Genomic DNA, 24,885 nt, shown 5'->3' on the forward strand with positions numbered 1-24,885 from the left:
TTGGATCGAACGATGAGCAAGCAAGTAGTGATTGTCGGCGGTGGCGTCATCGGCCTGCTGACGGCGTTCAACCTGGCGGCCGAGGTCGACCGGGTGGTGCTGTGCGACCAGGGCGAGGTCGGCCGCGAGTCGTCGTGGGCGGGGGGCGGTATCGTCTCGCCGCTGTACCCGTGGCGCTACAGCACCGCAGTGACGGCGCTGGCGCATTGGTCACAGGACTTTTATCCACAGCTGGGCGAGCGCCTGTTCGCCAGCACCGGCGTCGACCCTGAGGTGTACACCACCGGCCTGTACTGGCTGGACCTGGACGATGAAGCCGAGGCCCTGGCCTGGGCTGCGCGCGAACAGCGCCCGCTGAGTGCGGTGGATATCTCGGCGGCCTACGACGCCGTGCCGGTGCTGGGCGCGGGCTACCGCCACGCGATCTACATGGCCGGTGTGGCCAACGTGCGCAACCCGCGCCTGGTCAAGTCGCTCAAGGCCGCGCTGCTGGCGCTGCCCAACGTCACCCTGCGCGAGCACTGCCAAGTCACCGGTTTCGCCGAGGAAGGCGGGCGCATCGTCGGTGTGCAGACCAACGACGGCGTGCTGGCCGCTGATGATGTGGTGCTCAGCGCCGGTGCCTGGAGCGGCGACCTGTTGCAGACACTGGGCCTGGCATTGCCGGTGGAGCCGGTCAAAGGCCAGATGATCCTGTTCAAGTGCGCCGAAGATTTCTTGCCGAGCATGGTCCTGGCCAAGGGGCGCTACGCGATCCCGCGCCGCGACGGGCACATCCTGGTGGGCAGTACCCTGGAGCACGAAGGCTACGACAAAACCCCTACAGCCGAAGCACTGGCCAGCCTCAAGGCCTCGGCCATCGAGCTGTTGCCGGCATTGGCCGATGCCGAAGTCGTTGGACACTGGGCGGGGTTGCGTCCGGGCTCGCCGGAAGGCATCCCTTACATCGGTGCGGTACCGGGCCATGAAGGGCTATGGCTGAACTGCGGCCATTACCGCAATGGCCTGGTGCTGGCGCCGGCGTCATGCCAGTTGTTCAGCGACCTGCTGCTGGGGCGTGAGCCGATCATCGACCCGGCGCCGTATGCGCCTGAAGGCCGTCTGGCCTGAAGGCGCCGGAGGAACGCGCTCTGTGGGAGCGGCTTTAGCCGCGAAGCAGGCACCGCGGTGCCTGGCACCAGCCTTGCTGGTGATCGCGGGTAAACCCGCTCCCACAGGGGCATACCTGGACGGGATTCATGGGGTCAGCCCTGCCGGCCTGGCCCTTGCTGCAAATGCTGTTGGCTGCAATACCACTCCTTGCCCTGCTGCAACGCCCGGTCATTCGGCAGGTGTACGCCGCAGTGGGCGCAGCGCACCATCCTCAGCGGGTCGTCGAGGCGCGGCTCGGCGGGGGATTGCTGACTGGTCTTGAACTTGCGCCACAGCCAGAACGCGGCGGCGATCAGGGCGATCCAGAAAAGTAGGCGAACCATGGTGTCCAGCTTGTCGAGAGAAGAAGGCGACAGTCTAGGATGCGGCCAATAAAAAAGGGAGGCCTTGGGCCTCCCTTCTTTGTCACGCGCAGGATCAGTCGAACATGCCGAAGGTCATGTAGCTGAACCACGAGCGGTCTTTCTCGGCTTCTTTCGGGCCTTCCGGCAGGATCGGGTCGCCGTTTTCGTCCTTGGGCAGCAGGTCTTCCGGCATCTCGGAGCGGGCGTCCTGGAACTGGCGCACCACGTCCTGGTTGGCGCGGGTCTCGCCCGGTGGCAGCGGCGTTTCGGTCTCGATCAGGCCCAGGGTGGCCTTGGACAGCCAGGAGCGGTTGCCGTTTTCATCCTGGGTGGCGACGAACTGGCCATCGACCAGGCTCGGGTGGTTCGGGTAGTTGAGCTTGAGGGTTTCCAGGCTGGTAGCGGCCAGTTCGTCCAGGTGCATGTGCTGGTACGACTCGACCATCACCGCCAGGCCGTCGCCGACCGATGGGGTTTCCTGGAAGTTCTCGACCACGTAGCGACCACGGTTGGCGGCGGCCACGTAGGCCTCGCGGCTCAGGTAGTAGTTGGCCACGTGGATTTCGTAGCTGGCCAGCAGGTTGCGCAGGTAGATCATGCGCTGCTTGGCGTCTGGCGAGTAACGGCTGTTGGGGAAGCGGCTGGTCAGCTGGGCGAACTCGTTGTACGAGTCACGGGCGGCGCCTGGGTCGCGCTTGGTCATGTCCAGCGGCAGGAAGCGCGCCAACAGGCCACGGTCCTGGTCGAAGGAGGTCAGGCCTTTCAGGTAATAGGCGTAGTCGACGTTCGGGTGCTGCGGGTGCAGGCGGATGAAGCGCTCGGCGGCGGACTTGGCGGCCTCGGGCTCGGAGTTCTTGTAGTTGGCGTAGATCAGCTCGAGCTGCGCCTGGTCGGCGTAGCGGCCGAACGGATAGCGCGATTCCAGGGCCTTGAGCTTGTTCACGGCGCTGGTGTAGCTGGAGTTGTCCAGATCAGCCTGAGCCTGCTGGTACAGCTCGGCCTCGCTGAGGTTCTCGTCAATGACTTCCTTGTTCGAGGAACAGGCAGCGGTGAGCCCGAGGATGGCGATCAGCAGCAGGTGTTTCACTTGCATGGCGGCTTGCGTCCCTTTGACGGCCGCTGTCTTGGGCGGAGCCGTCCTGTTATGATGAGCGCCCCCGGCCAAACCCCGGGGCAAAAGAAGCCGTATTTAACCACAAGCACGCAGCCGAAACCAAAGGCTGTACGCCCGCCGAATTGAGCATGTCCGAGATCATTCAACTTAGCGCAGAGGTCCCGTCCGAACTGGGCGGCCAACGCCTCGACCAGGTCGCCGCCCAACTGTTCGCCGAGTACTCGCGTTCGCGCCTTACTTCGTGGATCAAGGATGGTCGCCTGACCGTCAATGACGCGGTACTGCGGCCGCGCGACACCGTTCACAGTGGCGACATCCTGGCCCTCGAGGCCGAACAGGAAGCCCAGGGTGAATGGGTGGCCCAGGATATCGAGCTGGACATCGTCTATGAAGACGACCAGATCCTGGTGATCAACAAGCCTGCCGGGCTGGTGGTCCACCCGGCGGCCGGCCATGCCGATGGCACCTTGCTCAATGCCCTGCTGCACCATGTGCCGGACATCATCAATGTGCCGCGCGCAGGTATCGTGCATCGCCTGGACAAGGACACCACCGGCCTGATGGTGGTGGCCAAGACCCTGCAGGCGCAGACCAAGCTGGTCGAGCAGCTGCAGAGCCGCAGCGTCAGCCGCATCTATGAATGCATCGTGGTGGGCGTGGTGATTGCCGGCGGCAAGATCGACGCGCCGATCGGCCGTCACGGCGGCCTGCGCCAGCGCATGGCGGTCACCGACGGTGGCAAGCCGGCGGTCAGCCACTACCGGGTACTCAAGCGCTTCCGTTCGCACACCCATGTGCGGGTCAAGCTGGAAACCGGCCGTACCCACCAGATCCGTGTGCACATGGCGCATGTCGGCTACCCGTTGGTCGGCGACCAGACTTACGGCGTGCGTTTCCGCATTCCACCGGCCGCCAGCGTGACCATGGTCGAGGCGGTGAAAAACTTCCCTCGTCAGGCCCTGCACGCACGCTTCCTGGCCCTGGATCACCCGACTACCGGTGAACGTATGGAGTGGAAGTCCGAGCTGCCGGATGACTTCAAGTGGCTGCTGTCGCTGCTCGAACAGGACCGCGAGAGCTTCATCGGATGAGTGGCCTGACGCAGTCGCTGATCCTCCCCGACTGGCCGGCCCCGGCCTCGGTACGCGCCTGTGTCACCACCCGCGAGGGCGGCGTCAGCCTGCCGCCCTATGCCACCTTCAATCTTGGCGACCATGTGGGCGATGAGCCGCTGGCCGTTGCCGAGAACCGTCGTCGCCTCAGTGATGAATTCGCCATCCAGCCCGCCTGGCTCAAGCAAGTGCATGGGCTGGTGGTGGCTGACGCCAACCCGGCGCTGGTTGCCGAGGCCGATGCCAGCTGGACCGACCAGCCCGGCATTGCCTGCACCGTGATGACCGCCGACTGCCTGCCCGCGCTGTTCTGCGACCGCTCCGGCACCCGTGTGGCCGCCGCCCATGCCGGCTGGCGCGGGCTGGCTGGTGGCGTGCTGGAAGCTACCCTGGACCGCCTGGCCGTGCCGCCTGAAGACGTGCTGGTGTGGCTGGGGCCGGCAATTGGCCCGCAGGCCTTTGAAGTGGGCCTGGAAGTGCGTGATGCGTTCACGGCGGTGCACCCCGAGGCGGCTGCAGCCTTTGTCGACGGCGAACGGCCGGGCAAGCTGATGGCCGACATCTATGCGCTGGCGCGGATCCGCCTGGCCGCACGCGGTGTGACGGCTGTTTACGGCGGTGGGCTCTGCACGGTCAGCGATCAACGCTTCTTCTCTTATCGCCGCACCCCGCAGGGTGGGCGCTTTGCTTCGCTGGTGTGGCTCAGCCCTCGCTAAGCCTGGGGCAGCTTCGCGGCCCAATCGCTGGCAAGCCAGCTCCCACATGCCAAGGTTTGTACTGCTCCTGTGGGAGCCGGCTTGCCGGCTATTGGGCTGCGCAGCAGCCCCGGCAATCTCAATCCACCACTCTCCCTGCTGACCTCGATCAACCCCGCTACGCTTGAATCTTCCAGAATCACCCCTATCTATTGGTCATCTCAGGCAGGTTCTTCATACAGGTGCTATCCATCGCTCCGCCTGCCCTTTATAGGAAGGTATCCCCATGCGAATAGACCGACTGACCAGCAAGCTGCAACTCGCGTTATCCGATTCCCAATCCCTGGCCGTGGGCATGGACCATCCGGCCATCGAGCCCCTGCACCTGCTGCAGGCGCTTGTCGACCAGCAGGGCGGCTCGATCAAGCCATTGCTGATGCAAGTGGGCTTCGACATCAACAGCCTGAAAAAGGCGTTGACCAAGGAGCTCGACCAACTGCCGAAAATCCAGAACCCCACCGGCGACGTGAACATGTCCCAGGACCTGGCGCGCCTGCTCAACCAGGCCGACCGCCTGGCCCAGCAGAAGGGTGACCAGTTCATCTCCAGCGAACTGGTGTTGCTCGCCGCCATGGACGAGAACAGCAAGGTCGGCAAGTTGCTGCTCGGCCAGGGCGTGACCAAGAAGGCCCTGGAAAATGCCATCAACAACCTGCGCGGCGGCGCGGCGGTGAATGACGCCAATGCCGAAGAGTCGCGCCAGGCTCTGGACAAGTACACCGTCGACCTCACCAAGCGTGCCGAGGAAGGCAAGCTCGACCCGGTGATCGGCCGTGACGACGAAATCCGCCGCACCGTGCAGGTGCTGCAGCGCCGTACCAAGAACAACCCGGTGCTGATCGGTGAGCCCGGCGTGGGCAAGACCGCCATCGCCGAAGGCCTGGCCCAGCGCATCATCAACGGTGAAGTGCCCGACGGCCTCAAAGGCAAGCGCCTGCTGGCGCTGGACATGGGTGCGCTGATCGCTGGCGCCAAGTACCGCGGCGAATTCGAAGAGCGCCTCAAAGGCCTGCTCAACGAGCTGTCCAAGCAGGAAGGCCAGATCATCCTGTTCATCGACGAACTACACACCATGGTCGGCGCCGGCAAGGGCGAGGGCGCCATGGACGCCGGCAACATGCTCAAGCCGGCCCTGGCCCGTGGCGAGCTGCACTGCGTAGGTGCCACCACGCTCAACGAGTACCGCCAGTTCATCGAGAAGGACGCCGCCCTCGAGCGCCGCTTCCAGAAGGTGCTGGTCGAAGAGCCGAGCGAGGAAGACACCATCGCCATCCTGCGCGGCCTGAAAGAGCGCTATGAAGTGCACCACAAGGTGGCCATCACCGATGGCGCGATCATCGCCGCGGCCAAGCTCAGCCACCGCTACATCACCGACCGTCAGCTGCCGGACAAGGCCATCGACCTGATCGACGAAGCCGCCAGCCGCATCCGCATGGAGATCGACTCCAAGCCGGAGGTGCTTGACCGCCTCGACCGCCGTCTGATCCAGCTGAAGGTGGAATCCCAGGCGCTGAAGAAAGAAGAAGACGAAGCGGCGAAGAAACGTCTGGAGAAACTGACCGAAGAAATCGAGCGGCTGGAGCGCGAGTACTCCGACCTCGAAGAAATCTGGGCCTCCGAGAAAGCCGAGGTGCAGGGTTCGGCGCAGATCCAGCAGAAGATCGAGCAATCCCGCCAGGAGCTCGAAGCCGCCCGCCGCAAAGGCGACCTCAGCCGCATGGCCGAGCTGCAGTACGGGGTCATCCCGGACCTGGAGCGCAGCCTGCAGATGGTCGATCAGCACGGCAAGAGCGAGAACCAGCTGCTGCGCAACAAGGTGACCGAGGAAGAGATCGCCGAAGTGGTCTCCAAGTGGACCGGCATCCCGGTGGCCAAGATGCTCGAAGGCGAGCGCGAGAAGCTGCTGAAGATGGAAGAGCTGCTGCACCAGCGGGTGATCGGCCAGCACGAAGCGGTCACCGCCGTGGCCAACGCCGTGCGCCGTTCCCGCGCCGGGCTGTCCGACCCGAACCGCCCCAGCGGCTCGTTCCTGTTCCTCGGCCCGACCGGCGTGGGCAAGACCGAGCTGTGCAAGGCCCTGGCCGAGTTCCTGTTCGACACCGAAGAGGCCATGGTGCGCATCGACATGTCCGAGTTCATGGAGAAACACTCCGTGGCGCGTCTGATCGGTGCCCCACCAGGGTATGTAGGTTATGAAGAGGGCGGTTACCTGACCGAGGCCGTGCGCCGCAAGCCGTACTCGGTGGTGCTGCTGGACGAGGTGGAGAAAGCTCATCCGGATGTGTTCAACGTGCTGCTGCAGGTGCTTGAAGACGGCCGTCTGACCGACAGCCACGGCCGCACCGTGGACTTCCGCAACACGGTGATCGTGATGACCTCCAACCTGGGCTCGGCGCAGATCCAGGAACTGGTGGGTGACCGCGAGGCGCAGCGTGCGGCGGTGATGGATGCGGTGGGCGCGCACTTCAGGCCCGAGTTCATCAACCGTATCGACGAAGTGGTGGTGTTCGAGCCACTGGGCCGCGAGCAGATCGCCGGTATCACCGAGATCCAGCTGGGCCGCCTGCGCAGCCGCCTGCTGGAGCGCGAGCTGAGCCTGAGCCTTAGCCCAGAGGCCTTGGACAAGCTGATCGCGGTGGGTTACGACCCTGTGTATGGCGCACGGCCGCTCAAGCGTGCGATCCAGCGCTGGATCGAAAACCCGTTGGCGCAGTTGATCCTCGGTGGGCAGTTCCTGCCAGGTGCGGCGATCACGGCCAAGGTGGAAGGCGACGAAATCGTCTTTGCCTGATCATTGTTGAACTGCAGAGCCCCGCGAAAGCGGGGCTTTTTTTTGTGCTTGGGTCGACACCATCGCGGGGCAAGCCCGCTCCCACGCACAGTGTCCAGCCTTCGTGGGAGCGGGCTTGCCCCGCGATGGGGCCGGCGCCGGCCCAGCAAAATCGGGTCTTTCCGAGTTTTTTTCATAACTTGCTGAAATTTTTGAAAAAAACGCTTGCCAGGAAAAGGGAGTGCCCCTAATATACGCCGCGTTGTCAGCCACTAAGCGAATCACCAGCAACACCGGTGACCGCAAAACAACTTACAAATCAGTAAGTTGAATGAAAAAAAGGGGTTGACAAGCAAAACGAAGAATGTAGAATAGCCGGCCTCAGCAGCGACAAAGCGAAAGCAGCGAAGCTAAAGAGTCCGAAGCGAACACAGTCTTCGGAGTAGCAGTGAAGTAAGTTGTACCGAAGTTCAGTTCCGCGATAGCTCAGTCGGTAGAGCAAATGACTGTTAATCATTGGGTCCCTGGTTCGAGTCCAGGTCGCGGAGCCAATCTCGGGGTGTAGCGCAGTCCGGTAGCGCGCCTGCTTTGGGAGCAGGATGTCAGGAGTTCGAATCCCCTCACCCCGACCATTTTCAGGGTCGTTAGCTCAGTTGGTAGAGCAGTTGGCTTTTAACCAATTGGTCGTAGGTTCGAATCCTACACGACCCACCATGTAAAGAGGGCATCTCGAAAGAGATGCCCTTTTTCTTTTGCCCGCGATTTATATTCCCGCCCTTGCTACCCTGTGCGCTTTGCCCGCAGGAGCGCCGCGCCATGCCTTTGAAAGCCAGTGTGTTCATCGCCACCAGCCTGGATGGCTTCATCGCCCGTGAAGACGGCGGCCTTGATTGGTTGATGGGGGCGACCGAGTCGGCCGATGACCATGGCTATGTGGGGTTCATGGCCGGCGTCGATACCTTGGTGATGGGGCGCGGCACCTTCGACAAGGTGATGACCTTCGGCCAGTGGCCTTACCCGGACACCCGCGTGGTGGTGGTCAGCACCAGCCTTGGGAAGTTACCGGCGGGCGCGCCGGAGCAAATCGAGCTGCATCCCGGGCCGATCCCGGAATTGCTTGAGCACCTGCAGGCCACGGGCGCGAAAAGCCTGTACCTGGATGGCGGCAAGTTGATTCAGGGGTTCTTGCGCGAGGGGCTGGTGAACGAGCTGACCATTACCCGCATTCCCGTGCTGCTGGGGCAGGGGATACCGCTGTTTGGCGAGTTGGCGAAGGATGTGCTGTTGCAGCACATGAAGACGACCAGTTACGAGAGTGGGTTCGTGCAGAGCACGTATCGCGTGGTCAGATAAATCGCGTTAAGGCCATCGCCGGCAAGCCGGCTCCCACAGGTACAGCGCTGGCCCAGAGGATGGCGCGATCCATTTGGGAGCGGGCTCCCACAGGTACAGCGCTGGCCTAGGGGATGGCGCAATCCATGTGGGAGCTGGCTTGCCAGCGAAAGGGCTGCACAGCAGCCCCAGGATCTTGATGCCTCAGTGCAGCTTCAGGCGAGGCTCGGTCCCGCGCCCAATCTTGCTACCCAGCATCAGCATCGCCGTGCGGAAGAACCCATACAGCGCCATCTGGTGCATGCGGTACAGCGACACATAGAACATCCGCGCCAGCCAGCCTTCCAGCTTCACGCTGCCCATCAGGTTACCCATCAGGTTGCCCACCGCCGAGAAGCGCGACAGCGACACCAGCGAGCCATAGTCCTTGTACTCGTAGGTCGGCAGCGCCTTGTTCTCCAGGCGCGCCTTCAGGCTCTTGGCCAGCAGCGACGCCTGCTGGTGCGCGGCTTGGGCCCGTGGCGGCACGTTGCGGTCGCTGCCCGGCTGCGGGCAGGCGGCGCAATCACCGAAAGCGAAGATATTGTCGTCGCGGGTGGTCTGCAGGGTCGGGCGCACCACCAGCTGGTTGATGCGGTTGGTTTCCAGGCCGTCGATGTCCTTGAGGAAGCCCGGCGCACGAATACCTGCCGCCCACACCTTCAGGCTGGCCTGGATCACTTCGCCGGACGCCGTTTTCAGGCCATCTTCGGTCACTTCACTGACCGAGGCGTTGGTCATCACCGTCACCCCGAGTTTTTCCAGGGTCTTGTGCACCGGCACGCTGATGCGCTCGGGCAGCGCCGGCAGTACGCGTGGGCCAGCCTCGATCAGGGTGATGTGCATGTCCTTGGGCTGGATCTTGTCCAGGCCGTAGGCCGCCAGTTCATGGGCGGCGTTGTGCAGTTCGGCCGCCAGCTCAACACCGGTGGCACCGGCGCCGACGATGGCCACGCTGATCTTCTCGCTGGCCACATCGCCGGCATGGGCGCGCAGGTAGTGGTTGAGCAGCTGCTGGTGGAAGCGCTCGGCCTGCTTGCGGCTGTCGAGGAACAGACAGTGCTGCGCCGCGCCCAGGGTGCCGAAGTCGTTGGTGTTGCTGCCTACTGCAATCACCAGGGTGTCGTAACCCAGGGTGCGCGCAGGCAGCAGCTCGCGGCCTTCGTCGTCGAGGGTAGCGGCCAGCTGGATCTGTTTGCTTTCGCGGTCCAGGCCGCTCATGCGGCCCATCTGGAAGTTGAAGTGGTTCCACTTGGCCTGGGCCACGTAGTTCAGTTCATCTTCCGAGGAGTTCAGCGAACCGGCCGCCACTTCGTGCAGCAGCGGTTTCCAGATGTGCGTCAGGTTGGCATCAACCAGGGTGATCTCGGCCTGTTTGCGCTTGCCCAGGCTTTTACCCAGGCGGGTCGCCAGTTCCAGGCCGCCGGCGCCGCCGCCGACAATCACGATGCGATGAGTCATAGGGATATCTCACAAGTTTTACGGAATTCGTGGGCACAAGGCCCGGCCGCAACGCAGCAGAGGGGAGGGCGAGCGCAAGGCAGCTCATAGCACCAGTCCACTCAACAGGCGGCTCAACAGGCCCAGACCGATGGTCACGGCCACCACCAGCAACAGGAGCAGCAACGGCCGGAAAGGCCTGCGCTCGACACGATGCTGGGGGGCACTCAAGTACTCATCGACGCGACGCTGATCTTCAGGATTCAGGCGGCTGGTCATGGTGGGCCTCGTAGATAGACGTTTGTGACTGCGTGTACGCCACAGCGTTCACGCAAACGCGTGGAACGAATGATAATGCGTTCTATCTCTGGCGCCGAGTGTACGTGATCGCAAAGACTCTCGGCACTGGATCAAAGACTGATGCCCACATCGAACACGATGCTGCGCCCCAGGTTGGCACGCAAGAAATCCGGCGCATCCGGGTGGGCGAACAGCACCCGGGCAAAGGTCGGCCCCACCAGCGACAGCGAACGCCAGCCCTGGCGCAGGTATTCGGTGGGGGGCGGGAAATGGCTGTTGAGGTCGAGCACCTCGCGCTTGAGGCTGGCGAAGGCGATGATGTCCAGCTCGCTCAAATCCAGCCCGCGCTCCCGGTAGTTATGCGCCTTCTTGCGCAAGGTCGGCGCCAGGCGCGCCAGCAGCTCCTGGGCCGGGATGCGCCGCGGCCGTGCTTCGCGACGCACCAGCTGGCTCAGGGAAAACGCGCTGCGCCGGCGTTGCAGCTCTTCGCGCCATTCATCGTTGAGGCGCCGGCCCTCGTCGAGCACGAAGAACACCTCGAACGCTGCATCGCGGAACAGCACATCCGGCGGCTCCTGCCCGGCCGGGGTGAAGTCCTCGCTGCGGTAGGCGATGTTCAACCCTTGCAGCAGGCGCTGGCACACCCAACGCTCGCGTTCCCATTTGCGCGCATTGGAGAGAAAGGCATTGGCTTGTTCGGCCTGGATGGTAAGCAGGCGCAAGTAGTCGGAGTCATCCATGGGGACAAGCTTAGTCGCTAAACGATGACGGTAAGATGCTGTTTGTGCGTGGGAATCAGGCCAGTACCAGCCATTGCTGAACGATCCCCAGCAAATGCAGCAGCCCGCCCCCCAGGCAGATCACCGAACTGACCGCGATAAACCGCCGAGTCCGCCCCGTGCCGGCCAGCAGTACCGGGCCCAGCAGGCCGCGAGCCAGGTACACCAGGGTGATCAGGCAGATCACCGGCAGCAGGAAGGGCAGCGGTTTGATCAGCCCGGCAGCAGACAGCGCATAGGCCGACCAGGCCAGCAACACCAGCGCAATGGCCGTGGTGACCAGTGCCGGGTAGCTACGCCCCTGCTCGGCGGCCCTGGCCATGCGCTCGCCCGCGCCGAACAAGCGGTACCAGCGCGGCCCGACCAGGATGATCGCCAGGTGCAGCAGGCCCGCGACCGCGCTGAATACCGCGCCCAACAGCAGTGGCAGATTGAGCCCTTCAGGCATGGCGGACGCTTCCTGCATCGAATGGAGATGCCAGCCTATAGCAACCGGACGCAAGGGAGAATGGGTGTAGACTCAGGCTTGTCCACATGGCCGACAGGGATATTGCTCAGGTGATCAGCGCACAGGTCTTGTCCAGCACCAGCCTCACCCTTGGCTGGCTCGGTTACGTGCCCCTGCTGGTCTGGGCCATCAGCCGCACCCGCTGGGTCGAGCTGCTCACCGATACTCGCCGCCAGCACCTGTTGTTCGGCACCGTGTTCGGCTTGTTTGCCCTGTGGCTGGTGCGCCGCGACTTCGACACTGGCGTGTCCTATCACTTCATCGGCATGACCGCCGTGACCCTGCTGCTGGACTGGCCGCTGGCGGTGCTTGGCGGCTTTCTTGCCCAGCTCGGTTTGCTGCTGCTTGGCCGCCAGGACCTGGCCGCGATCGGCGTCAACGGCCTGTTGATCGTAGGCCTGCCGGTGCTGGTCACCGAGGTGTGCGCGATCCTGGTCGAACGCGCGCAGCCGCGTAACCTGTTCGTCTATATCTTCTGTTGCGGTTTTTTCCCCGCCGCCCTGACGGTGCTAGTGTGCCTGATGGCCGGGCTGGGGCTGTTGTGGATGGACGAGCGCTTCGCCATGCCGGAGTGGCTGAGCGACTTCGTCGGCTACCTGTGGCTGATGATGTTCCCCGAGGCGTTCATCAACGGCATGGTGATCAGTGCGCTGGTGGTGTTCAGCCCGGAGTGGCTGGAGACGTTCAACCGCACCCGCTACCTGCAGGCGCCGTGGAAGGATGACGACCGCTGAAAGCATCGCGGGGCAAGCCCGCTCCCACGGGGCCACTAATGGCGTATCACTCGTGGGAGCGGGCTTGCCCCGCGATGGCGTCGGTACTTGCTGCGCCAGGCTTGGCCTTAGCTGTAGGAGCAACTGTCTTGCTCAGCTGCTGATGCTAGCGCGATCCCTGTGGGAGCTGGCTTGCCAGCGATGAGGCCGGCACAGGCAAGCAAAAATCCAGGCTCAGTGCCGAGGCTCCAGATCCCCCGAATACAACTCATCCTCGGACTCATCGGCGCCTGCAATCTTGTGCTCCTCGGCCGCCCAGGCCCCCAGATCGATCAATTTGCAACGGTCGGAACAGAACGGCCGAAACGGGCTCTGCTCCCCCCATTCCACGGGCGCGCCACAGGTCGGGCAATCAACGGTCATCGGCTGGCTCATGGCTGGCCTCCTCGCAAAGTCAGGTAAAAGTGGTGCAGGCGGTCAATCTCGTCGTGCAGCGATTGCAGGTCACGATCGTTGACCACCACATCATGTGCGTGGCGCAGGCGTTCTTCCCGGGCCAACTGGGCCTTGAGAATCGCCTGCACCTGTTCAGGGCTGGTGTTGTCGCGCTGCAGGGTGCGCTGCACCTGCAACTCGGTAGGGGCATCGACCACCAGGATGCGCTGCACCTTGTTGAACTGCCCCGACTCGATCAGCAGCGGCGAAACATACACCGCATAAGGCGACTCGGCCTTGGCCAGGTAGCTGAAAATCTCCTGCCCGATCAGCGGGTGCAGCAATTGCTCCAGCCACTGCCGCTGCGCAGGGTCGGCGAAGATCAGCTGGCGCAGGGCGGTGCGGTCGAGCTGGCCGTCTGCCTGCAATACACCAGGGCCGAAGCGCTCGACGATGCGGGCCAGGGCAGGGCGGCCAGGTTCGACGACCCAGCGCGCGGCCTGGTCGGCATCGACCAGGTGCACGCCCAACGCGACGAAGCGCTCGGCGGCGGCGCTCTTGCCGCTGCCGATGCCGCCGGTCAAACCGAGAATCCAGGGGGTGAAGGGCGCTGTGCTCATCAGGTTCCAAGCAGTTGCAGGTAAGAGGCGACTATTTCATCACCCCAGAGCACTGCGATCCAGCCCGCAATGGCCAGATAAGGCCCGAAGGGCAGCGCAACGCCCATCTGCGCCCGGCGCAGGCGCACCAGAATCAGCCCGATCAGCGCCCCGGCCAACGACCCGAGCATCAGCGTCAGCGGCAGGATCTGCCAGCCGCCCCAGGCGCCGAGCATCGCCAGCAGCTTGAAGTCGCCCTGGCCAATGCCGTCCTTGCCGGTCAGAAGCTTGAACACCCAGAACACCGACCACAGGCTCAGGTAACCCGCCACCGCGCCCCATACCGCATCGGTCAGCGGCACCAGCAGCCCGAAGGCATTGACCACCAGCCCCAGCCAGAGCAACGGCAGCACCAGCACATCCGGCAGCAACTGGTGCTCGGCATCGATCAGGCTCAAAGCGATCAGGCCCCAGGTCAGCACCATCACCAGCAAGGCTTCGATGCCCGGCCCGAAATGCCATGCCACCAGCAGCGAAAGCAGGGCACACCCAAGCTCCACCAAGGGATAGCGCGCACTGATCTGCCCCTTGCACGCCGAACAGCGCCCGCGTAATACCAGGTAACTCAAGACCGGAATGTTCTCCCAAGCACGAATCCGGTGTTGGCAATGGGGGCAGCGAGAGGCCGGCAAGCACAGATCGAAGCGCTCGTGCGCGTCCCCCGGCAACCCCAGCACTGCCTGCGCCTCCCGCTGCCACTGGCGCTCGAGCATGATCGGCAACCGATAGGCCAGCACATTGAGAAAACTGCCCACCAACAACCCCAGCACCACGGCAAGGCTGTAGAAAATCGCAGGGTGTTCGACGACTAAGGTCCAGGCATTCATGTTCAGATCAGGCTGCCCAACTGGAATATGGGTAGATACATCGCCACCACCAGGCCCCCCACCAGCAGCCCGAGAATCAGCACGATGGCCGGCTCCAGCAGCGTGGTCAACTGCTCCAGCCCCTGGCTCACCTGCTCTTCATAATGTAGCGCGGCTTTGTCCAGCATCAGGTCCAGCGTGCCGCTGGCCTCGCCGACCGCCACCAGCTGGCGCAACAACGGCGGGAACAGCGCGTCCGCCTCCATCGCCTGGTGCAGGCCCAGCCCGTTCGCCACGCCCTGGCGCAGGGCCAGGATCGCCCGCTCGTGCAGGCTGTCACCACTCACCGGCGCCACCGTCTGCAACGCATCCAGCAACGCCACCCCCGCCGCATAGGATGTCGCCAGGCAACGGGCGAACCGCGCCAACGCCGCATGGCCCAGCAAACGCCCGGCCACCGGCACCCGCAAGATCAGCCGCAACATCCACAAGCGCGCAGGCACATGTCGCCGATACAGTTCACGCGTGCCCAGCCCCAATGCCGCCATCAGCACCACCAGCCACACCGCGTGATTGCCCAGCGCTGTGGATAAGTCGATCACCCACTGGGTGAAGGCTGGCAATGCCTTGTCGAAACTGGCGAACAGGCTCTGGAACCGCGGCACCACCTCCAGCAGCAACAACGCCGCCACCCCCAGCCCGGTCAACAGCAGCAGCGCCGGATACAACATCGCCTTGCGCACCTTCTGCCGCAGCGCCTGGCGTTTCTCCAGCATGGTCGCCATCTGTTCCAGTTGCCGGTCCAGCGTGCCGGAATGCTCACCCACCCGCACCAGATTGCAATACAGCGCATCGAACCACGCCGGGTGGCGCTGCAAGGCATCCGCCAGCCCCAACCCCGCCGCCACATCCCGTTTCAACTGTGCCAGCAGCCCACTCATGCCGCTGCCCGTGTTGCTGCGCGCCATCACCTCGAACGCCTGCAACAGCGGCACCCCCGCCGTCAGCAAGGTCGCCAGCTGCCGGCTGAACCCCGGCGCATCCGTTTTGCCTTCGCGCTGCGGCCAGCGCCATCGCCAGCCCCCCGCCGGCTGCACCCGCGTAGCGCGAATGCCCTGGCGCTGCAGCCACGCCCGCACGAACGCCGCGCTGCGCCCAGGCTGCTGGCCCTGTTGACGAACCCCGGCGGCATCGATGCCCTCCCAGGCGTAGAGGCGGGTAGACGGTGGCATGCAAAGTCCTTTGCAGTGAAGCGACAAGCCCCGTAACAGCTTGCCGGGCCCGACAGCGGGCGCGATCCCATGACGGTCACTAGAGTAGTTCAGCACCAAGCCCGCCCCGCCAGCCAGGGGTGACAAAAGGTGTCGGTTCAGGCCTACTGCGCGCCTGCCGGCAGGGCCCCAGCGCCCCCGCGCCTCCACGCATTACGAAGGAATACCGCCTATGAAAGGGCAACGCGGCATCACCCTGATCGAACTGATGATCGTCGTCGCGATCATCGGCATCCTGGCGACCATCGCCATCCCGATGTACACCAACCACCAGGCCCGCGCCAAAACCGCGGCCGCCCTGCTGGAAATCTCCGCCCTCAAGACCCCGATGGACATCCGCCTGAACGACGGCAAGAACGTCCCCGACGTCGCCAGCCTCGGCGGCCAGGCCGCCACCGCCCACTGCGCCATCACCGCCACCGGCACCGCTGCCGACGGCACCGGCAGCATCGTCTGCACCCTGGCCGAAGCCCCCGCCAACGTGCTCGGCAAAACCCTCACGCTCACCCGCACCCAGGCCGGCTGGAGCTGCACCACCACGGTCGAGGAAGACCTCGCCCCGAATGGCTGCAAGGTGCAGTGAAAGTGAGGTGGAACAGGGGTTTGCGTAACGCACACGGCAGTGGTACGTTGCGCAACACGCCGGTGTAGCTCAGTCGGTAGAGCAGCGCACTCGTAACGCGAAGGTCGCAGGTTCGATTCCTGTCTCCGGCACCAGTTCAGGTTCCAGCGAAGGCCACCAAAATCTCTGGAACCCCCGTAAAACTCGCCTTCTGGCGGGTTTTTTCGTTATGGCGTTCCGTCGGATTCCGACAGCTGCCAGCCGATTTAGGGGTAACGTTTGGGATAAAGTCGATTCGATAAAGGGGTTTACCCTTATGGCTCGTACTACTGCTCCCCTGACCGACACCGCATGCCGCTCGGCCAAACCTACTGACCGTCCGTACAAGCTTTTCGACGGTGACGGTCTTTACCTCCTCGTTTACCCCAATGGACGCAAAGGCTGGCGCTTCCGGTATGTGAAACCGGATGGGCGCGAGGGGCTGACCTCGTTTGGCAACTATCCCGTCATCGGTCTCGCAGATGCTCGACAGAAGCGTCTGGAGACTAAGCGGATGCTGGCTGAGGGCATCGATCCGATTGCGTCCAAGCAGCAGGCCAAGGCCGAGGCGGTTGTCAGAGGGCACACCTTTGAGCGCGTTGCCTTGGACTGGCATAAGGAAATGTCCGTGAAGTGGGCGCCTGGCCATTCGAGGACCGTGCTCAGTCGCTTGAAAACTCACGTATTCCCGCTGCTCGGCGCACGCGCCGTCGTTGATCTGGATACCTTCGACCTCATGCAGCCGCTTGAGGCGATCAAGAAGCGCGGCACGATCGATGTGGCCTTAAGGGTACAAAACTACCTTCAGAGCATCATGCGTGAGGCGAAACGACTGCGGTTGATCACGGTAAACCCTGCATATGACCTTGAGGGCTTCATCAGCGCGCCACGGGTTACGCATCGGCCTGCACTCCCGCTCTCACGTCTGCCAGAGTTGATGGATCGCATCGAGAACTACAAGGGACGCACGCTCACTCGGCTGACAGTCATGCTGTCGCTACACGTGTTCGTGCGCTCCAGCGAATTGCGCTTCGCACGTTGGAGTGAGTTCGACCTGAAGCGCGGCATATGGGAGATACCTGACACGCGGCCCGCGTTGGACGGCGTACCGTACTCGACCAGAGGAACGAAGATGGCGGGCGACATTCATCTAGTCCCTCTGTCACCGCAAGCGGTGGCGTTGCTCGAACAGATTCATGCGATCACGGGGTACTTCGATCTGGTGTTTACCAGTGACGCTCGCTCGTGGAAGCCTATGTCTGAGAACACGGTCAACAGCGCTTTGCGGAACATGGGCTACGACACTAAGACCGAAATTTGCGGGCATGGCTTCCGGTCTATGGCGTGCAGTGCCTTGGTCGAATCCGGGCTGTGGTCAGAGACGGCTATTGAGCGGCAGATGAGCCACAGGGAGCGCAACAATGTTCGGGCGGCGTATATCCACAAGGCCGAGTTCCTGGAGGAGCGGCGAATGATCATGAGTTGGTGGAGCCGTTACCTCGAAGCGAACCGGCAGGAGCATATCTCGCCGCATGAGTTCGCGAATCAGACCGGGGCAAACGTTTCTAGCCTACGAGCAAGGCGTGGCGCAGTCGAGTGAGCGCACGGCTTTGAAATTTCGGTGATCCGCTTTCCACGCGGGTCCATCCAAACAGGGCTGCAAAGCCGCCCTGTTTGGATGGACCTCACCTAAAAAATCAAAAGCACCCAATCGGCCACTGGAAACCACGGGATTCCGTACACGCCCGATGCCATTTTCAACTGCAAAATCCAGTGGGCGAGTCGCTTGACCCTCTCGGATTGCGGGCGTAGAAAAGACAGTGCAAAGGCTGTCGTTGACAGCACTCCAGGTGACCCGAGCCTTAAAGGTCATGCCGCTCTGGCGGTGGTTCTCCCCAAGGGCGATTTGCATCCGGCAGCTCGCCCGGTCACTACCCATGTGATGGATGCTCTTATACATATGGCGCTCGTGCGCCAGATACTCCGTACTTCGCTGCCCTGCAGCAACCTATCCGCTTGGCCAAATTTTTGCGCCAACCTGTGCCCGTCTCTTTCTTCTGGAAAGAGACGGGCACTTCTAACACTGCTGCAGCCCTGATCGCACAAGGCTTTGCGGCAATCCCCATCGTGACAATCGGCGTGACAAACGCCGATGTCACCAGCAACAGCGCTGTAGATGATGGTGCCGCAGATCAGGGAATGGACTGCACCTGACTGACAGTCAGGCATGCCCCGGTCATCGCAGTGCTGCTTGCACCTGGCTCAGGATCTCGCGGCGCTGGTCTCGTCACCCAGTGCAGCCTCCACCCGCCCACCGGTAACGGTGTTCAGGAGGCCAGATCATGAGATGCCCTTGCTCCTGGTCGTAAGGAGCCGCCAGTCCCGCGCCAGTGGACACCCTCACAGGCCGCAGGGGCCTTGATCCCTGATAACACTCAGCATTCTTGGCGGGATGATGTGGGGCGAGGACTGGAGAGCAAGAGATGAGGTGACCGAGATGGCATTGGTGGGTAGACGCGATGGCCGCAATTTCGGCTACGGCAGGCAATTGAGCTACGCAGGGCCGCAGGCGTTAAAAGACATGTTCGGCGGCGGCCACTACGGCACGGTGAAGGCACAGTGTGATCGGTGGCAAGCATTTGTGAAGTGGTGCCGTTCAGAACAGTGGCCCGGTATCAATGATGCGCGGCGTATTTGCGCAGCGTGGTTGCTCCATGCGGTGTTTGCGATATCTCTTTTCGTACAGGACCTTGGTACGGAAAACCAGTCTGCACTACAGGCCGCGCCCTGGGCCCAGGCACTACTCCCAGTGCATAAATCGACCGGTTTTCATAGAGTTTTTTCCTTTAAAATCATTGATATATCGTCGACATGGATTGATGCCTCTCAGGAAAAACCTGAGCGAGAGCTAGGATAATTGAGCGTCCTCCTCTTTGGGTAACGCCGCCATGCAAAAGTCAGTACACAGGCGGCAAGCAATAGAACCCCGAACGGCGAACACGTCCCACCCGACGTATAGACTGCTCTAGCCCCCTTGCCTTGAAGCACAAGCAAAGACAGAATGATGGCCAAAAGTCATCTATGTTTTGAGGCGTAAATATGCTTGCAGAAGTCATATATTTATCGAACGTGACAGCATACACGCCCTATTTGCAGCGAGAAATTAAAAAGGCTGTATATGCGCTTGAACCTCCTCGCGCCACGGACCAAATCACAGTAGAAATTATGCTTCTGTAAAAAGATATTAGATCCAAGCCAAAAATGTAAGGATAAAGATATATGGCTGAAAATGAACACATTGCTAAACAGGCTGAGAACTTAGCAAGCGATTTATTTGCGGAATTCTTTTGGGATCGGGTAGGCCCAACCAATCACGACTGGCCTTGCGAAGCACAAGAAGAGCATGAGGTGACAACACATCCGTGCGATGTCGTGTACTACTATGACGAACCGTACTCAGCTCAACGAACCTATGTTCACTGCGACCTCAAGAGCTACGCAAAAGGCTCGATCAAGTCGCCAGCTATCAAGGCAGCGTTGATTAGCCTAGGCAAACAAATTGCGTGTGCTGACAAAAGTGCAGACTGGCAAAAAAAGCATGCTCATGACAATGTAACCTACTCAATCTGCGGCTTACTATTCGTATACAACCACGATGGCGAATACGATGCAGATTTCAATGCCTCATTGTCCTTCGTAGCAAATGAAAGCTTACAACTTCCGAAAGGAAAGCGAATTTTCGTCCTCGGGCCAAAAGAAATTTTCTGGCTCGACAATGTCAGCAATGAAATCCGACGCATGCGGGGAAAACGAGTTCCTGAATTACCAGGGCAAGAGCATTGCTACTATTATCACCCCCAATTAGTACGCAAAGCTAACCTGCAAGTCAAAAAAGCCAAAGGTGCAACACTCGAGACACTAACCTCCCCGGTAATAATCTTAGAGGCACGAGATCCTAAAGGCAGTGCTCAGAGAAAGGTAGTAATATTCTACTCTCGAAAAGGTGAATCTAGCGACGAATTCATTTATCTTATCGACATCCTAAGGAAATATGAGCTCCTAGACGAGAGGACTGAAGTAAAGATAAAAACTCTGAATCCTTCAGAGAATTCATCACCAACATTCCAGAAATCACAACAGCAGTATATTGAAGGATTAGCAGGCACGAGCACCGACCTGAGCGAGTATGTGCTTGCAATAAAATATGAGCCCATCAGCGAAATAAAAACTTCCTTCTCTACAGTAGACCTTGGAACCTGGTCATGAATGACTACTTAAATCACATCAGCGCTAATGACAATGATATCTACGACCTCTTAATTTCTGGAAAACAACGCATGACAGTCGCTGTTTTGCGTGAATTGCTTAAGGATAGAGGCATTTTCTGTTCGACAAAAGATGAGCGGGATGACCTGTGCGACTACATAGCGATGCTTCCTCATGGCTTCCATGATATTGAAGCGATAGTTGATAAGCGTGAGCCTCCGGGGCGGCGAGAGAAAACAACAAATATCCAGTTTGGAAATGAGATTCCTATTGAAGATATAAGGGCCGCAGTAGAAACCTACATCAAAGAAACAGGCCCAAGCGAAGCAGTCACACATAGAATCGTAAAGGATGGTGGCTACGCAATAAAAGTCGAGTACGACGAGTTTAATCACAACCGAACCAAGCTTCTCCAGCGTGAACGTAATGAGGCAAAAATTGATTTCTTAGTCGAGGGTGGGAAGACGATCGTTCGCCTGCCTGCCACAGACAAAGCAAAACGTGTAGTTGAAGCAATCAAAGAGTGTGTAGAGCAACGCCGGAAGGCTCCGCTCAATCAGGAAAAAGTAGAGCTGTCCGAGCTGGCAACACCTGAATTGCGGTCGAAATTTTTCACATCGCTAATCTCGCAACTTCCGGGATTTAAACTTAGAAACGTTATGAATCTCAAAGTATCCTCACTCAACAGAGGAGAGGAGGCCAGCGATTCGCTAGATTTAGATATAGAAACGGCTGAAAGCGAAGCAGGTATGGAAATGTTCGCCGTAGTCCACAGCATGGCTTTGAGCGGGCAAAATCTCGTTCAGTCCAAAGAATACAAAGAGCTAAGCCAGCGTGGATTTTACATCACTCACATTTCGTGGAAATCTGAGCAAATTCAAAACCCGCCCAACATAATTCGCTTTGAAGCCGGCTTTGAGGACAAGCAGAATTGCTTAGGGTTTAGGTACGGCGTGCAGGGAGAGTTCAAGTATCACAAAGGTGCGCATCGTAAGACCATGACTGCCGTGGACACTATTGACCGGGCTAGGTACTTTTCGATCATTGAACAAGCAGCCCTCAAAATAAAGAGCGAGTTAATCTCCGAGTCGGAGGCTTAATATCATGCGCTATCGATGGATGGATATAGACTGGCCTTGCTCTATCGATCAGTTGGCGGCACGCATAAAATCCTTGAGCTTCAGCGACACGCAGCAGCACGGATTTATCATAGATAAAATTCGAAGTGGGGAATTATCGGCAAGATATATTGAGAAAATCACCTATACCGACACAATCACCGACCCATTCGGCAACGAAACCGCCTTTGATCGCACCGAATACAGAGAGTCTGCTTTCACAGTATCCAATGAGTCGCCCACACTCGAGCTAATCAATCCGCCACGCAGCGTACAAGCTCTGCTGAATAGATTTTCAGAAATAACAAATTTCAGAATAACCATCGAACCACTTAAAATTGATGTGGCGTCCTGGGCTACGGAGACCTTAGCTACAAAGAACCTCTCCGGCAATTTAGACATGATTCAAATATCCAAACTTGAACTCAAGAACAAAGCACTTGCCAAAGTTCTTGTCTCAGGCGACACAAAAATACAAGATGCGTGCTCAGACCTAGTTGGAGAAAGAAAATACGCAGTTGAGAAAGTTAGAGTCCGTCTCAACGACCAATACTCTGGAACGATAGTTTTATCTAACACAGGGGCAGCGACTATCAGCCTGAACGACGTAGATGAATCACTTAGCAAAGTGTTGCGAGAATCCTTAATGCGAACTCTTGCGAACAGCAGTCGATGAGGCTATCCACCCCGGGAACGCTCAGCTCTACCTGAAACTCGAAAATTTAGTGGGGCTTTGTATCAAACCGAGTGTTTGGCAGGAAGGCTTCCGTATTGCAAAGTAGCGAGCTGGCCATTATCTCGGCATAATTGTCGAAGAGCCAGAGCCCGACGTAGCTCGCTGCTTTACGAGCTTAAGCATTAAACGCTGGGGGACCGGCATATACTATCTTGCCACCGTCGGGGCCAGCCCCTGGGCCGAACTCTAAAAGGTATTCACATTGGTTTAAGATTTCAGGTTTATGATCTATAACTAAGATCGCCTTAAAAAGCTTAGCATACTGATGTATATGGCCTATGGCCTTTGTAGCAGATAAGCTGTCAAGCCCGGCCCCAGGTTCATCTATAATCAGAATTTTTTCTTTGTTGGGCGAGATTAGAGCTTGTAGAAGTTTTACTCGACGAGACTCACCGCCAGATAAGCTTCCGATTTTTCTACCTATACTTAAGTGAGATATTCCTAATGCCTCGGAAATCTTTACAATGCTTGCAATTTTCTTGCTCTGATCTAAAACCTCTTTAGGGAAGGAGTGAAGTGCTCGGCTGTAGAGATCTTTTATGTTTAGCTCCGATATTCGGAAGTCATCAACTTCGTTTGAGAATGATGCTCCATCGCAGGTCGGGCAAGAAATTTTCAGTGTTTTTTCGAAGCTTCTACTGAATTCAACTAATCCTGTGCCACCGCACTCAATGCAGCAGCCAGCTTTACCTGGTTGGAGCAAGAAAAAGTCTTTTGATACGCCCGTAATTTTGGAGTAAATACCTGCAACTGTATTGCTCAAGTCTAACGCGGTTGAAATTGTAGATCTAATGTTTCCTCGCATCTGTTTTTGCGATACATAGTTTACTTGTGGTAGGGCTTGGGAGATCGCGAGCGCAAATGAAGATTTACCAGAGCCTGAAACACCACACACCGCAGTTAATGAGTTTTTCGGTATTGACGCCGAAATGTCTTTCACATTGTTGTTGCTAACTTTCGGGAGGGGGATCAAGTCGCTTTCGGTAGTATTTTCGTATTTCCTAGGTTCGATGGGTGGGGGAGGGGTGTACGGAACTATATAGCCACCCTCGTCTCCCGGGGCGGGGCCTACACATATAATATTGTCGGCAGCACTTATGAAAAAGTCATTGTGCTCAATCATCACGATCGTATTTCCGCGGTCGCAAATCTCCTTCATTTTTTGGATTAGGAGTAGGTGATGATTTTTGGAAACCTGGGAGGATATTTCGTCGAGGACGAATAATATGCCTGATATCTGTGTATTGCATATTTGGGCGAACCGGAGCTTTTGTAGTTCCCCCCCTGATAAGCTTGGGATTTGGCGAGCTAGTGTAAGATATCCAAGGTCAAGCTCTATTAATGTGTCCAGTTGCCGTATTAGTGAGTTGAGAGGTGGAGAAGAGCTATGCCGTGCTTTTTTTAGTTTCTCAGCAAGATCGGAGACTGGAAGTCTTATGAGGTCGAATAGTGAAATGCTGTAAAGCTTACTTTTGATGAATTTTCCACGATCTATCCCTGTAGACTCGCAATGAATACAAGGAGAGGGTTTCGAGAATTTTCTAAAAAAATCGTATTCGGAAATCTTATTGCTCTGAGAACACTGCTCCAATATTTTCATTGGCCCAACATAGCGTTCTTCTCTAGTTCTTCTCTTGCCCGAAAACGTAAAGCTGATTCTAAATTTATTGGAAGACTCACCAGTCAATAGCTTTTTCCGGTGTGAAATTGGCAGCTCCGAGATGGTTTTCTTTAAGTCTATTCCTTCGTCCTCGCAAAAGGCTCGAAGTAGTGCTCCGTGTTTAGAAAGGTTAGCGCCTGTCCAGCATTTAAATGGCATCTTTTCTAAAGACTTGGAGTGATCTACCAATAAGTCCTCACACAGTGAAAACGAATGTCGGCTTCCTCCGCAATGAGAACACTCATTGCCTGGCTTGTTTAAGCGAAGAATGGTTTGATCAATGTTAGTGTGAGTGCTCGGTGCGATTGAATAGAGATAGCTAGGTATGTCTAAATACGAGTAGATAGTAGACTTTGGATTTGAGTTAAAATTATTTTGGGTTAGCGCCACTGCAGGAAGGGCGCCATGAAATGAATCTGCACTATATGTTGCATGGTCGTATGAGCCATGCTCAAGCTGGCTAAATTGTTGTTTGCAGATCGAGAAAATTGTACCGTATGCTAATGATGATTTTCCGCCGCCACTAATGCCTGTTATAGCTGTGATAGTGTTTAAATTTATAGCGACATTTAAATTCTTCAGGTTATTTGTTTTTGCGCCAGTTACGACGAGTTGTCTCTCTTTTGAACTTCCTTGCATTGGTAACTCCAGGTTTAAAATCTGTGAGTGACATGACTATGCCATTATGGTATCGTTTTCGCTCTGTGTCCATAACGTAAACGGAGTTAGCAATGGTCAAAAAGAAGGTTAGCTTAAAGTTTTCTGAGGTGAATGAACATCCTGAAGCTGGAACAAAGTACACCACTACTTGTTCCGGCAGCAGAAGCGATTGCTGTACCAGAGTATGCACCCGTCCGGCTATCGGTTCGGACGACGGTAGTCTGGATTCTTGGGATGAATATCTCGAGGCAAACGCTGGCGTATTGCAATATTGATTTTGGAAAGGTGCCAATAGGTTGGCACCTTTTCTTATTC

Annotated in this window: 23 protein-coding genes, 4 tRNA genes and 1 pseudogene; 17 read left to right on the forward strand and 11 right to left on the reverse strand. The window is 58.7% G+C overall.

What is annotated here, in order from left to right; translation table 11 throughout:
• Window positions 1-12 precede the first annotated feature (12 nt).
• Window positions 13-1,110, forward strand: coding sequence for a glycine oxidase ThiO (gene thiO, locus LOY51_RS04145; protein ID WP_258644708.1), 1,098 nt, complete (start codon window positions 13-15; stop codon window positions 1,108-1,110).
• A gap of 134 nt (window positions 1,111-1,244) precedes the next feature.
• Here thiO and LOY51_RS04150 read toward each other — a convergent pair whose 3' ends face one another.
• Together LOY51_RS04150 and LOY51_RS04155 are read right to left on the reverse strand one after the other, a co-directional pair.
• Window positions 1,245-1,475 carry a PP0621 family protein gene (locus tag LOY51_RS04150; protein WP_110991768.1) on the reverse strand — a complete coding sequence of 77 codons (231 nt, stop codon included), beginning with the start codon at window positions 1,473-1,475 and terminating at the stop codon, window positions 1,245-1,247.
• Window positions 1,476-1,569: 94 nt separating this feature from the next.
• Window positions 1,570-2,589, reverse strand: coding sequence for an outer membrane protein assembly factor BamD (locus LOY51_RS04155; protein ID WP_110991767.1), 1,020 nt, complete (start codon window positions 2,587-2,589; stop codon window positions 1,570-1,572).
• A gap of 149 nt (window positions 2,590-2,738) precedes the next feature.
• Between LOY51_RS04155 and rluD the strand changes: the two genes are divergently transcribed.
• The 7 genes from rluD (at window position 2,739) to LOY51_RS04190 (ending at window position 8,600) form a co-directional block, all read left to right on the forward strand.
• Window positions 2,739-3,701: a 23S rRNA pseudouridine(1911/1915/1917) synthase RluD gene (gene rluD / locus LOY51_RS04160; protein WP_125462591.1), complete on the forward strand. Its 963-nt coding sequence runs from the start codon at window positions 2,739-2,741 to the stop codon at window positions 3,699-3,701.
• A complete protein-coding gene (gene pgeF / locus LOY51_RS04165) occupies window positions 3,698-4,438 on the forward strand; it encodes a peptidoglycan editing factor PgeF (RefSeq protein ID WP_258644725.1) in 741 nt (246 codons plus the stop codon). The genes rluD and pgeF overlap by 4 nt, the downstream gene beginning before the upstream one ends.
• 265 nt (window positions 4,439-4,703) lie before the next feature.
• The gene (gene clpB, locus LOY51_RS04170; protein ID WP_125462593.1) at window positions 4,704-7,268 is read left to right on the forward strand and encodes an ATP-dependent chaperone ClpB; all 2,565 of its coding nucleotides are present in this window, start codon (window positions 4,704-4,706) and stop codon (window positions 7,266-7,268) included.
• Window positions 7,269-7,722: 454 nt separating this feature from the next.
• Window positions 7,723-7,798 (forward strand) — tRNA-Asn (locus LOY51_RS04175).
• Between the two features lie 4 nt (window positions 7,799-7,802).
• Window positions 7,803-7,879 (forward strand) — tRNA-Pro (locus LOY51_RS04180).
• A 6-nt stretch (window positions 7,880-7,885) separates the two neighbouring features.
• Window positions 7,886-7,961: transfer RNA gene (locus LOY51_RS04185), tRNA-Lys, on the forward strand.
• Window positions 7,962-8,063: 102 nt separating this feature from the next.
• Window positions 8,064-8,600: a dihydrofolate reductase family protein gene (locus LOY51_RS04190; protein ID WP_258644728.1), complete on the forward strand. Its 537-nt coding sequence runs from the start codon at window positions 8,064-8,066 to the stop codon at window positions 8,598-8,600.
• A gap of 183 nt (window positions 8,601-8,783) precedes the next feature.
• On the opposite strand, the gene LOY51_RS04195 is transcribed toward LOY51_RS04190, so the two are convergent.
• The 4 genes from LOY51_RS04195 to LOY51_RS04210 all read right to left on the reverse strand — a co-directional run bounded on the left by LOY51_RS04195 (window position 8,784) and on the right by LOY51_RS04210 (window position 11,585).
• The gene (locus LOY51_RS04195) at window positions 8,784-10,079 is read right to left on the reverse strand and encodes an NAD(P)/FAD-dependent oxidoreductase (protein ID WP_110991748.1); all 1,296 of its coding nucleotides are present in this window, start codon (window positions 10,077-10,079) and stop codon (window positions 8,784-8,786) included.
• An 84-nt stretch (window positions 10,080-10,163) separates the two neighbouring features.
• The gene (locus LOY51_RS04200) at window positions 10,164-10,337 is read right to left on the reverse strand and encodes a DUF3094 family protein (protein WP_110991747.1); all 174 of its coding nucleotides are present in this window, start codon (window positions 10,335-10,337) and stop codon (window positions 10,164-10,166) included.
• A 131-nt stretch (window positions 10,338-10,468) separates the two neighbouring features.
• Entirely contained in the window at window positions 10,469-11,098 is a 630-nt protein-coding gene (locus tag LOY51_RS04205; RefSeq protein ID WP_125462595.1) for a DUF1780 domain-containing protein, read from the reverse strand.
• A gap of 55 nt (window positions 11,099-11,153) precedes the next feature.
• Window positions 11,154-11,585, reverse strand: coding sequence for a hypothetical protein (locus LOY51_RS04210; protein ID WP_258644733.1), 432 nt, complete (start codon window positions 11,583-11,585; stop codon window positions 11,154-11,156).
• Window positions 11,586-11,671: 86 nt separating this feature from the next.
• Between LOY51_RS04210 and LOY51_RS04215 the strand changes: the two genes are divergently transcribed.
• Window positions 11,672-12,379: an energy-coupling factor ABC transporter permease gene (locus LOY51_RS04215; protein WP_258644735.1), complete on the forward strand. Its 708-nt coding sequence runs from the start codon at window positions 11,672-11,674 to the stop codon at window positions 12,377-12,379.
• A gap of 213 nt (window positions 12,380-12,592) precedes the next feature.
• Here the strand turns inward: LOY51_RS04215 and yacG are convergent, their stop codons facing one another.
• Genes yacG through LOY51_RS04235 form a run of 4 tightly spaced genes read right to left on the reverse strand, consistent with a single transcriptional unit; the run spans window position 12,593 to window position 15,490 of the window.
• Entirely contained in the window at window positions 12,593-12,793 is a 201-nt protein-coding gene (gene yacG, locus LOY51_RS04220) for a DNA gyrase inhibitor YacG (protein ID WP_125462598.1), read from the reverse strand.
• The gene (coaE, locus tag LOY51_RS04225; protein ID WP_258644747.1) at window positions 12,790-13,413 is read right to left on the reverse strand and encodes a dephospho-CoA kinase; all 624 of its coding nucleotides are present in this window, start codon (window positions 13,411-13,413) and stop codon (window positions 12,790-12,792) included. The genes yacG and coaE overlap by 4 nt, the downstream gene beginning before the upstream one ends.
• Window positions 13,413-14,279, reverse strand: coding sequence for a prepilin peptidase (locus LOY51_RS04230; RefSeq protein WP_258644754.1), 867 nt, complete (start codon window positions 14,277-14,279; stop codon window positions 13,413-13,415). Before LOY51_RS04230 ends, coaE begins: the two co-directional genes overlap by 1 nt.
• Window positions 14,280-14,281: 2 nt before the next feature.
• Window positions 14,282-15,490 (reverse strand): type II secretion system F family protein, encoded by a 1,209-nt coding sequence (locus LOY51_RS04235; RefSeq protein WP_258644757.1) that lies wholly within the window; start codon window positions 15,488-15,490, stop codon window positions 14,282-14,284.
• A 211-nt stretch (window positions 15,491-15,701) separates the two neighbouring features.
• On the opposite strand from LOY51_RS04235, the gene LOY51_RS04240 reads away from it, so the two are divergent.
• The 8 genes and pseudogenes from LOY51_RS04240 to LOY51_RS04275 all read left to right on the forward strand — a co-directional run bounded on the left by LOY51_RS04240 (window position 15,702) and on the right by LOY51_RS04275 (window position 22,190).
• The gene (locus tag LOY51_RS04240; protein WP_258644760.1) at window positions 15,702-16,112 is read left to right on the forward strand and encodes a pilin; all 411 of its coding nucleotides are present in this window, start codon (window positions 15,702-15,704) and stop codon (window positions 16,110-16,112) included.
• 58 nt (window positions 16,113-16,170) lie between these two features.
• A tRNA-Thr gene (locus LOY51_RS04245) sits at window positions 16,171-16,246 on the forward strand.
• A gap of 161 nt (window positions 16,247-16,407) precedes the next feature.
• Window positions 16,408-17,730, forward strand: a complete 1,323-nt coding sequence (locus LOY51_RS04250) for a tyrosine-type recombinase/integrase (protein ID WP_258644763.1) — start codon at window positions 16,408-16,410, stop codon at window positions 17,728-17,730.
• Between the two features lie 416 nt (window positions 17,731-18,146).
• Complete coding sequence (locus LOY51_RS04255) at window positions 18,147-18,344, forward strand: hypothetical protein (RefSeq protein WP_232857351.1); 198 nt, start codon at window positions 18,147-18,149, stop codon at window positions 18,342-18,344.
• A 283-nt stretch (window positions 18,345-18,627) separates the two neighbouring features.
• Window positions 18,628-18,825: pseudogene (locus LOY51_RS04260) on the forward strand (integrase domain-containing protein); the annotation flags it as partial.
• Window positions 18,826-19,409: 584 nt separating this feature from the next.
• The gene (locus LOY51_RS04265; protein ID WP_258644766.1) at window positions 19,410-20,396 is read left to right on the forward strand and encodes a PD-(D/E)XK nuclease domain-containing protein; all 987 of its coding nucleotides are present in this window, start codon (window positions 19,410-19,412) and stop codon (window positions 20,394-20,396) included.
• A complete protein-coding gene (locus LOY51_RS04270; protein ID WP_258644769.1) occupies window positions 20,393-21,496 on the forward strand; it encodes a hypothetical protein in 1,104 nt (367 codons plus the stop codon). The genes LOY51_RS04265 and LOY51_RS04270 overlap by 4 nt, the downstream gene beginning before the upstream one ends.
• 4 nt (window positions 21,497-21,500) lie before the next feature.
• Complete coding sequence (locus LOY51_RS04275; RefSeq protein ID WP_258644772.1) at window positions 21,501-22,190, forward strand: hypothetical protein; 690 nt, start codon at window positions 21,501-21,503, stop codon at window positions 22,188-22,190.
• A gap of 175 nt (window positions 22,191-22,365) precedes the next feature.
• Here the strand turns inward: LOY51_RS04275 and LOY51_RS04280 are convergent, their stop codons facing one another.
• Window positions 22,366-24,549, reverse strand: coding sequence for an ATP-binding cassette domain-containing protein (locus LOY51_RS04280; RefSeq protein ID WP_258644776.1), 2,184 nt, complete (start codon window positions 24,547-24,549; stop codon window positions 22,366-22,368).
• Between the last annotated feature and the right edge of the window lie 336 nt (window positions 24,550-24,885).

It is taken from the genome of Pseudomonas sichuanensis, from assembly GCF_024749065.1.
Classification (GTDB): domain Bacteria; phylum Pseudomonadota; class Gammaproteobacteria; order Pseudomonadales; family Pseudomonadaceae; genus Aquipseudomonas; species Aquipseudomonas sichuanensis.

Excerpts from the sequence above, each read along its gene's own strand:
- LOY51_RS04280 (WP_258644776.1), bottom strand. The coding sequence starts at position 24,549 with ATGCAAGGAAGTTCAAAAGAGAGACAACTCGTCGTAACTGGCGCAAAA.
- LOY51_RS04270 (WP_258644769.1), top strand. The coding sequence starts at position 20,393 with ATGAATGACTACTTAAATCACATCAGCGCTAATGACAATGATATCTAC.
- rluD (WP_125462591.1), top strand. The coding sequence starts at position 2,739 with ATGTCCGAGATCATTCAACTTAGCGCAGAGGTCCCGTCCGAACTGGGC.
- LOY51_RS04265 (WP_258644766.1), top strand. The coding sequence starts at position 19,410 with ATGGCTGAAAATGAACACATTGCTAAACAGGCTGAGAACTTAGCAAGC.
- coaE (WP_258644747.1), bottom strand. The coding sequence starts at position 13,413 with ATGAGCACAGCGCCCTTCACCCCCTGGATTCTCGGTTTGACCGGCGGC.
- LOY51_RS04190 (WP_258644728.1), top strand. The coding sequence starts at position 8,064 with ATGCCTTTGAAAGCCAGTGTGTTCATCGCCACCAGCCTGGATGGCTTC.
- LOY51_RS04240 (WP_258644760.1), top strand. The coding sequence starts at position 15,702 with ATGAAAGGGCAACGCGGCATCACCCTGATCGAACTGATGATCGTCGTC.
- LOY51_RS04150 (WP_110991768.1), bottom strand. The coding sequence starts at position 1,475 with ATGGTTCGCCTACTTTTCTGGATCGCCCTGATCGCCGCCGCGTTCTGG.
- LOY51_RS04250 (WP_258644763.1), top strand. The coding sequence starts at position 16,408 with ATGGCTCGTACTACTGCTCCCCTGACCGACACCGCATGCCGCTCGGCC.
- LOY51_RS04200 (WP_110991747.1), bottom strand. The coding sequence starts at position 10,337 with ATGACCAGCCGCCTGAATCCTGAAGATCAGCGTCGCGTCGATGAGTAC.
- LOY51_RS04210 (WP_258644733.1), bottom strand. The coding sequence starts at position 11,585 with ATGCCTGAAGGGCTCAATCTGCCACTGCTGTTGGGCGCGGTATTCAGC.
- clpB (WP_125462593.1), top strand. The coding sequence starts at position 4,704 with ATGCGAATAGACCGACTGACCAGCAAGCTGCAACTCGCGTTATCCGAT.
- pgeF (WP_258644725.1), top strand. The coding sequence starts at position 3,698 with ATGAGTGGCCTGACGCAGTCGCTGATCCTCCCCGACTGGCCGGCCCCG.
- yacG (WP_125462598.1), bottom strand. The coding sequence starts at position 12,793 with ATGAGCCAGCCGATGACCGTTGATTGCCCGACCTGTGGCGCGCCCGTG.
- LOY51_RS04230 (WP_258644754.1), bottom strand. The coding sequence starts at position 14,279 with ATGAATGCCTGGACCTTAGTCGTCGAACACCCTGCGATTTTCTACAGC.
- LOY51_RS04235 (WP_258644757.1), bottom strand. The coding sequence starts at position 15,490 with ATGCCACCGTCTACCCGCCTCTACGCCTGGGAGGGCATCGATGCCGCC.
- LOY51_RS04195 (WP_110991748.1), bottom strand. The coding sequence starts at position 10,079 with ATGACTCATCGCATCGTGATTGTCGGCGGCGGCGCCGGCGGCCTGGAA.
- thiO (WP_258644708.1), top strand. The coding sequence starts at position 13 with ATGAGCAAGCAAGTAGTGATTGTCGGCGGTGGCGTCATCGGCCTGCTG.
- LOY51_RS04275 (WP_258644772.1), top strand. The coding sequence starts at position 21,501 with ATGCGCTATCGATGGATGGATATAGACTGGCCTTGCTCTATCGATCAG.
- LOY51_RS04215 (WP_258644735.1), top strand. The coding sequence starts at position 11,672 with ATGGCCGACAGGGATATTGCTCAGGTGATCAGCGCACAGGTCTTGTCC.
- LOY51_RS04205 (WP_125462595.1), bottom strand. The coding sequence starts at position 11,098 with ATGGATGACTCCGACTACTTGCGCCTGCTTACCATCCAGGCCGAACAA.
- LOY51_RS04155 (WP_110991767.1), bottom strand. The coding sequence starts at position 2,589 with ATGCAAGTGAAACACCTGCTGCTGATCGCCATCCTCGGGCTCACCGCT.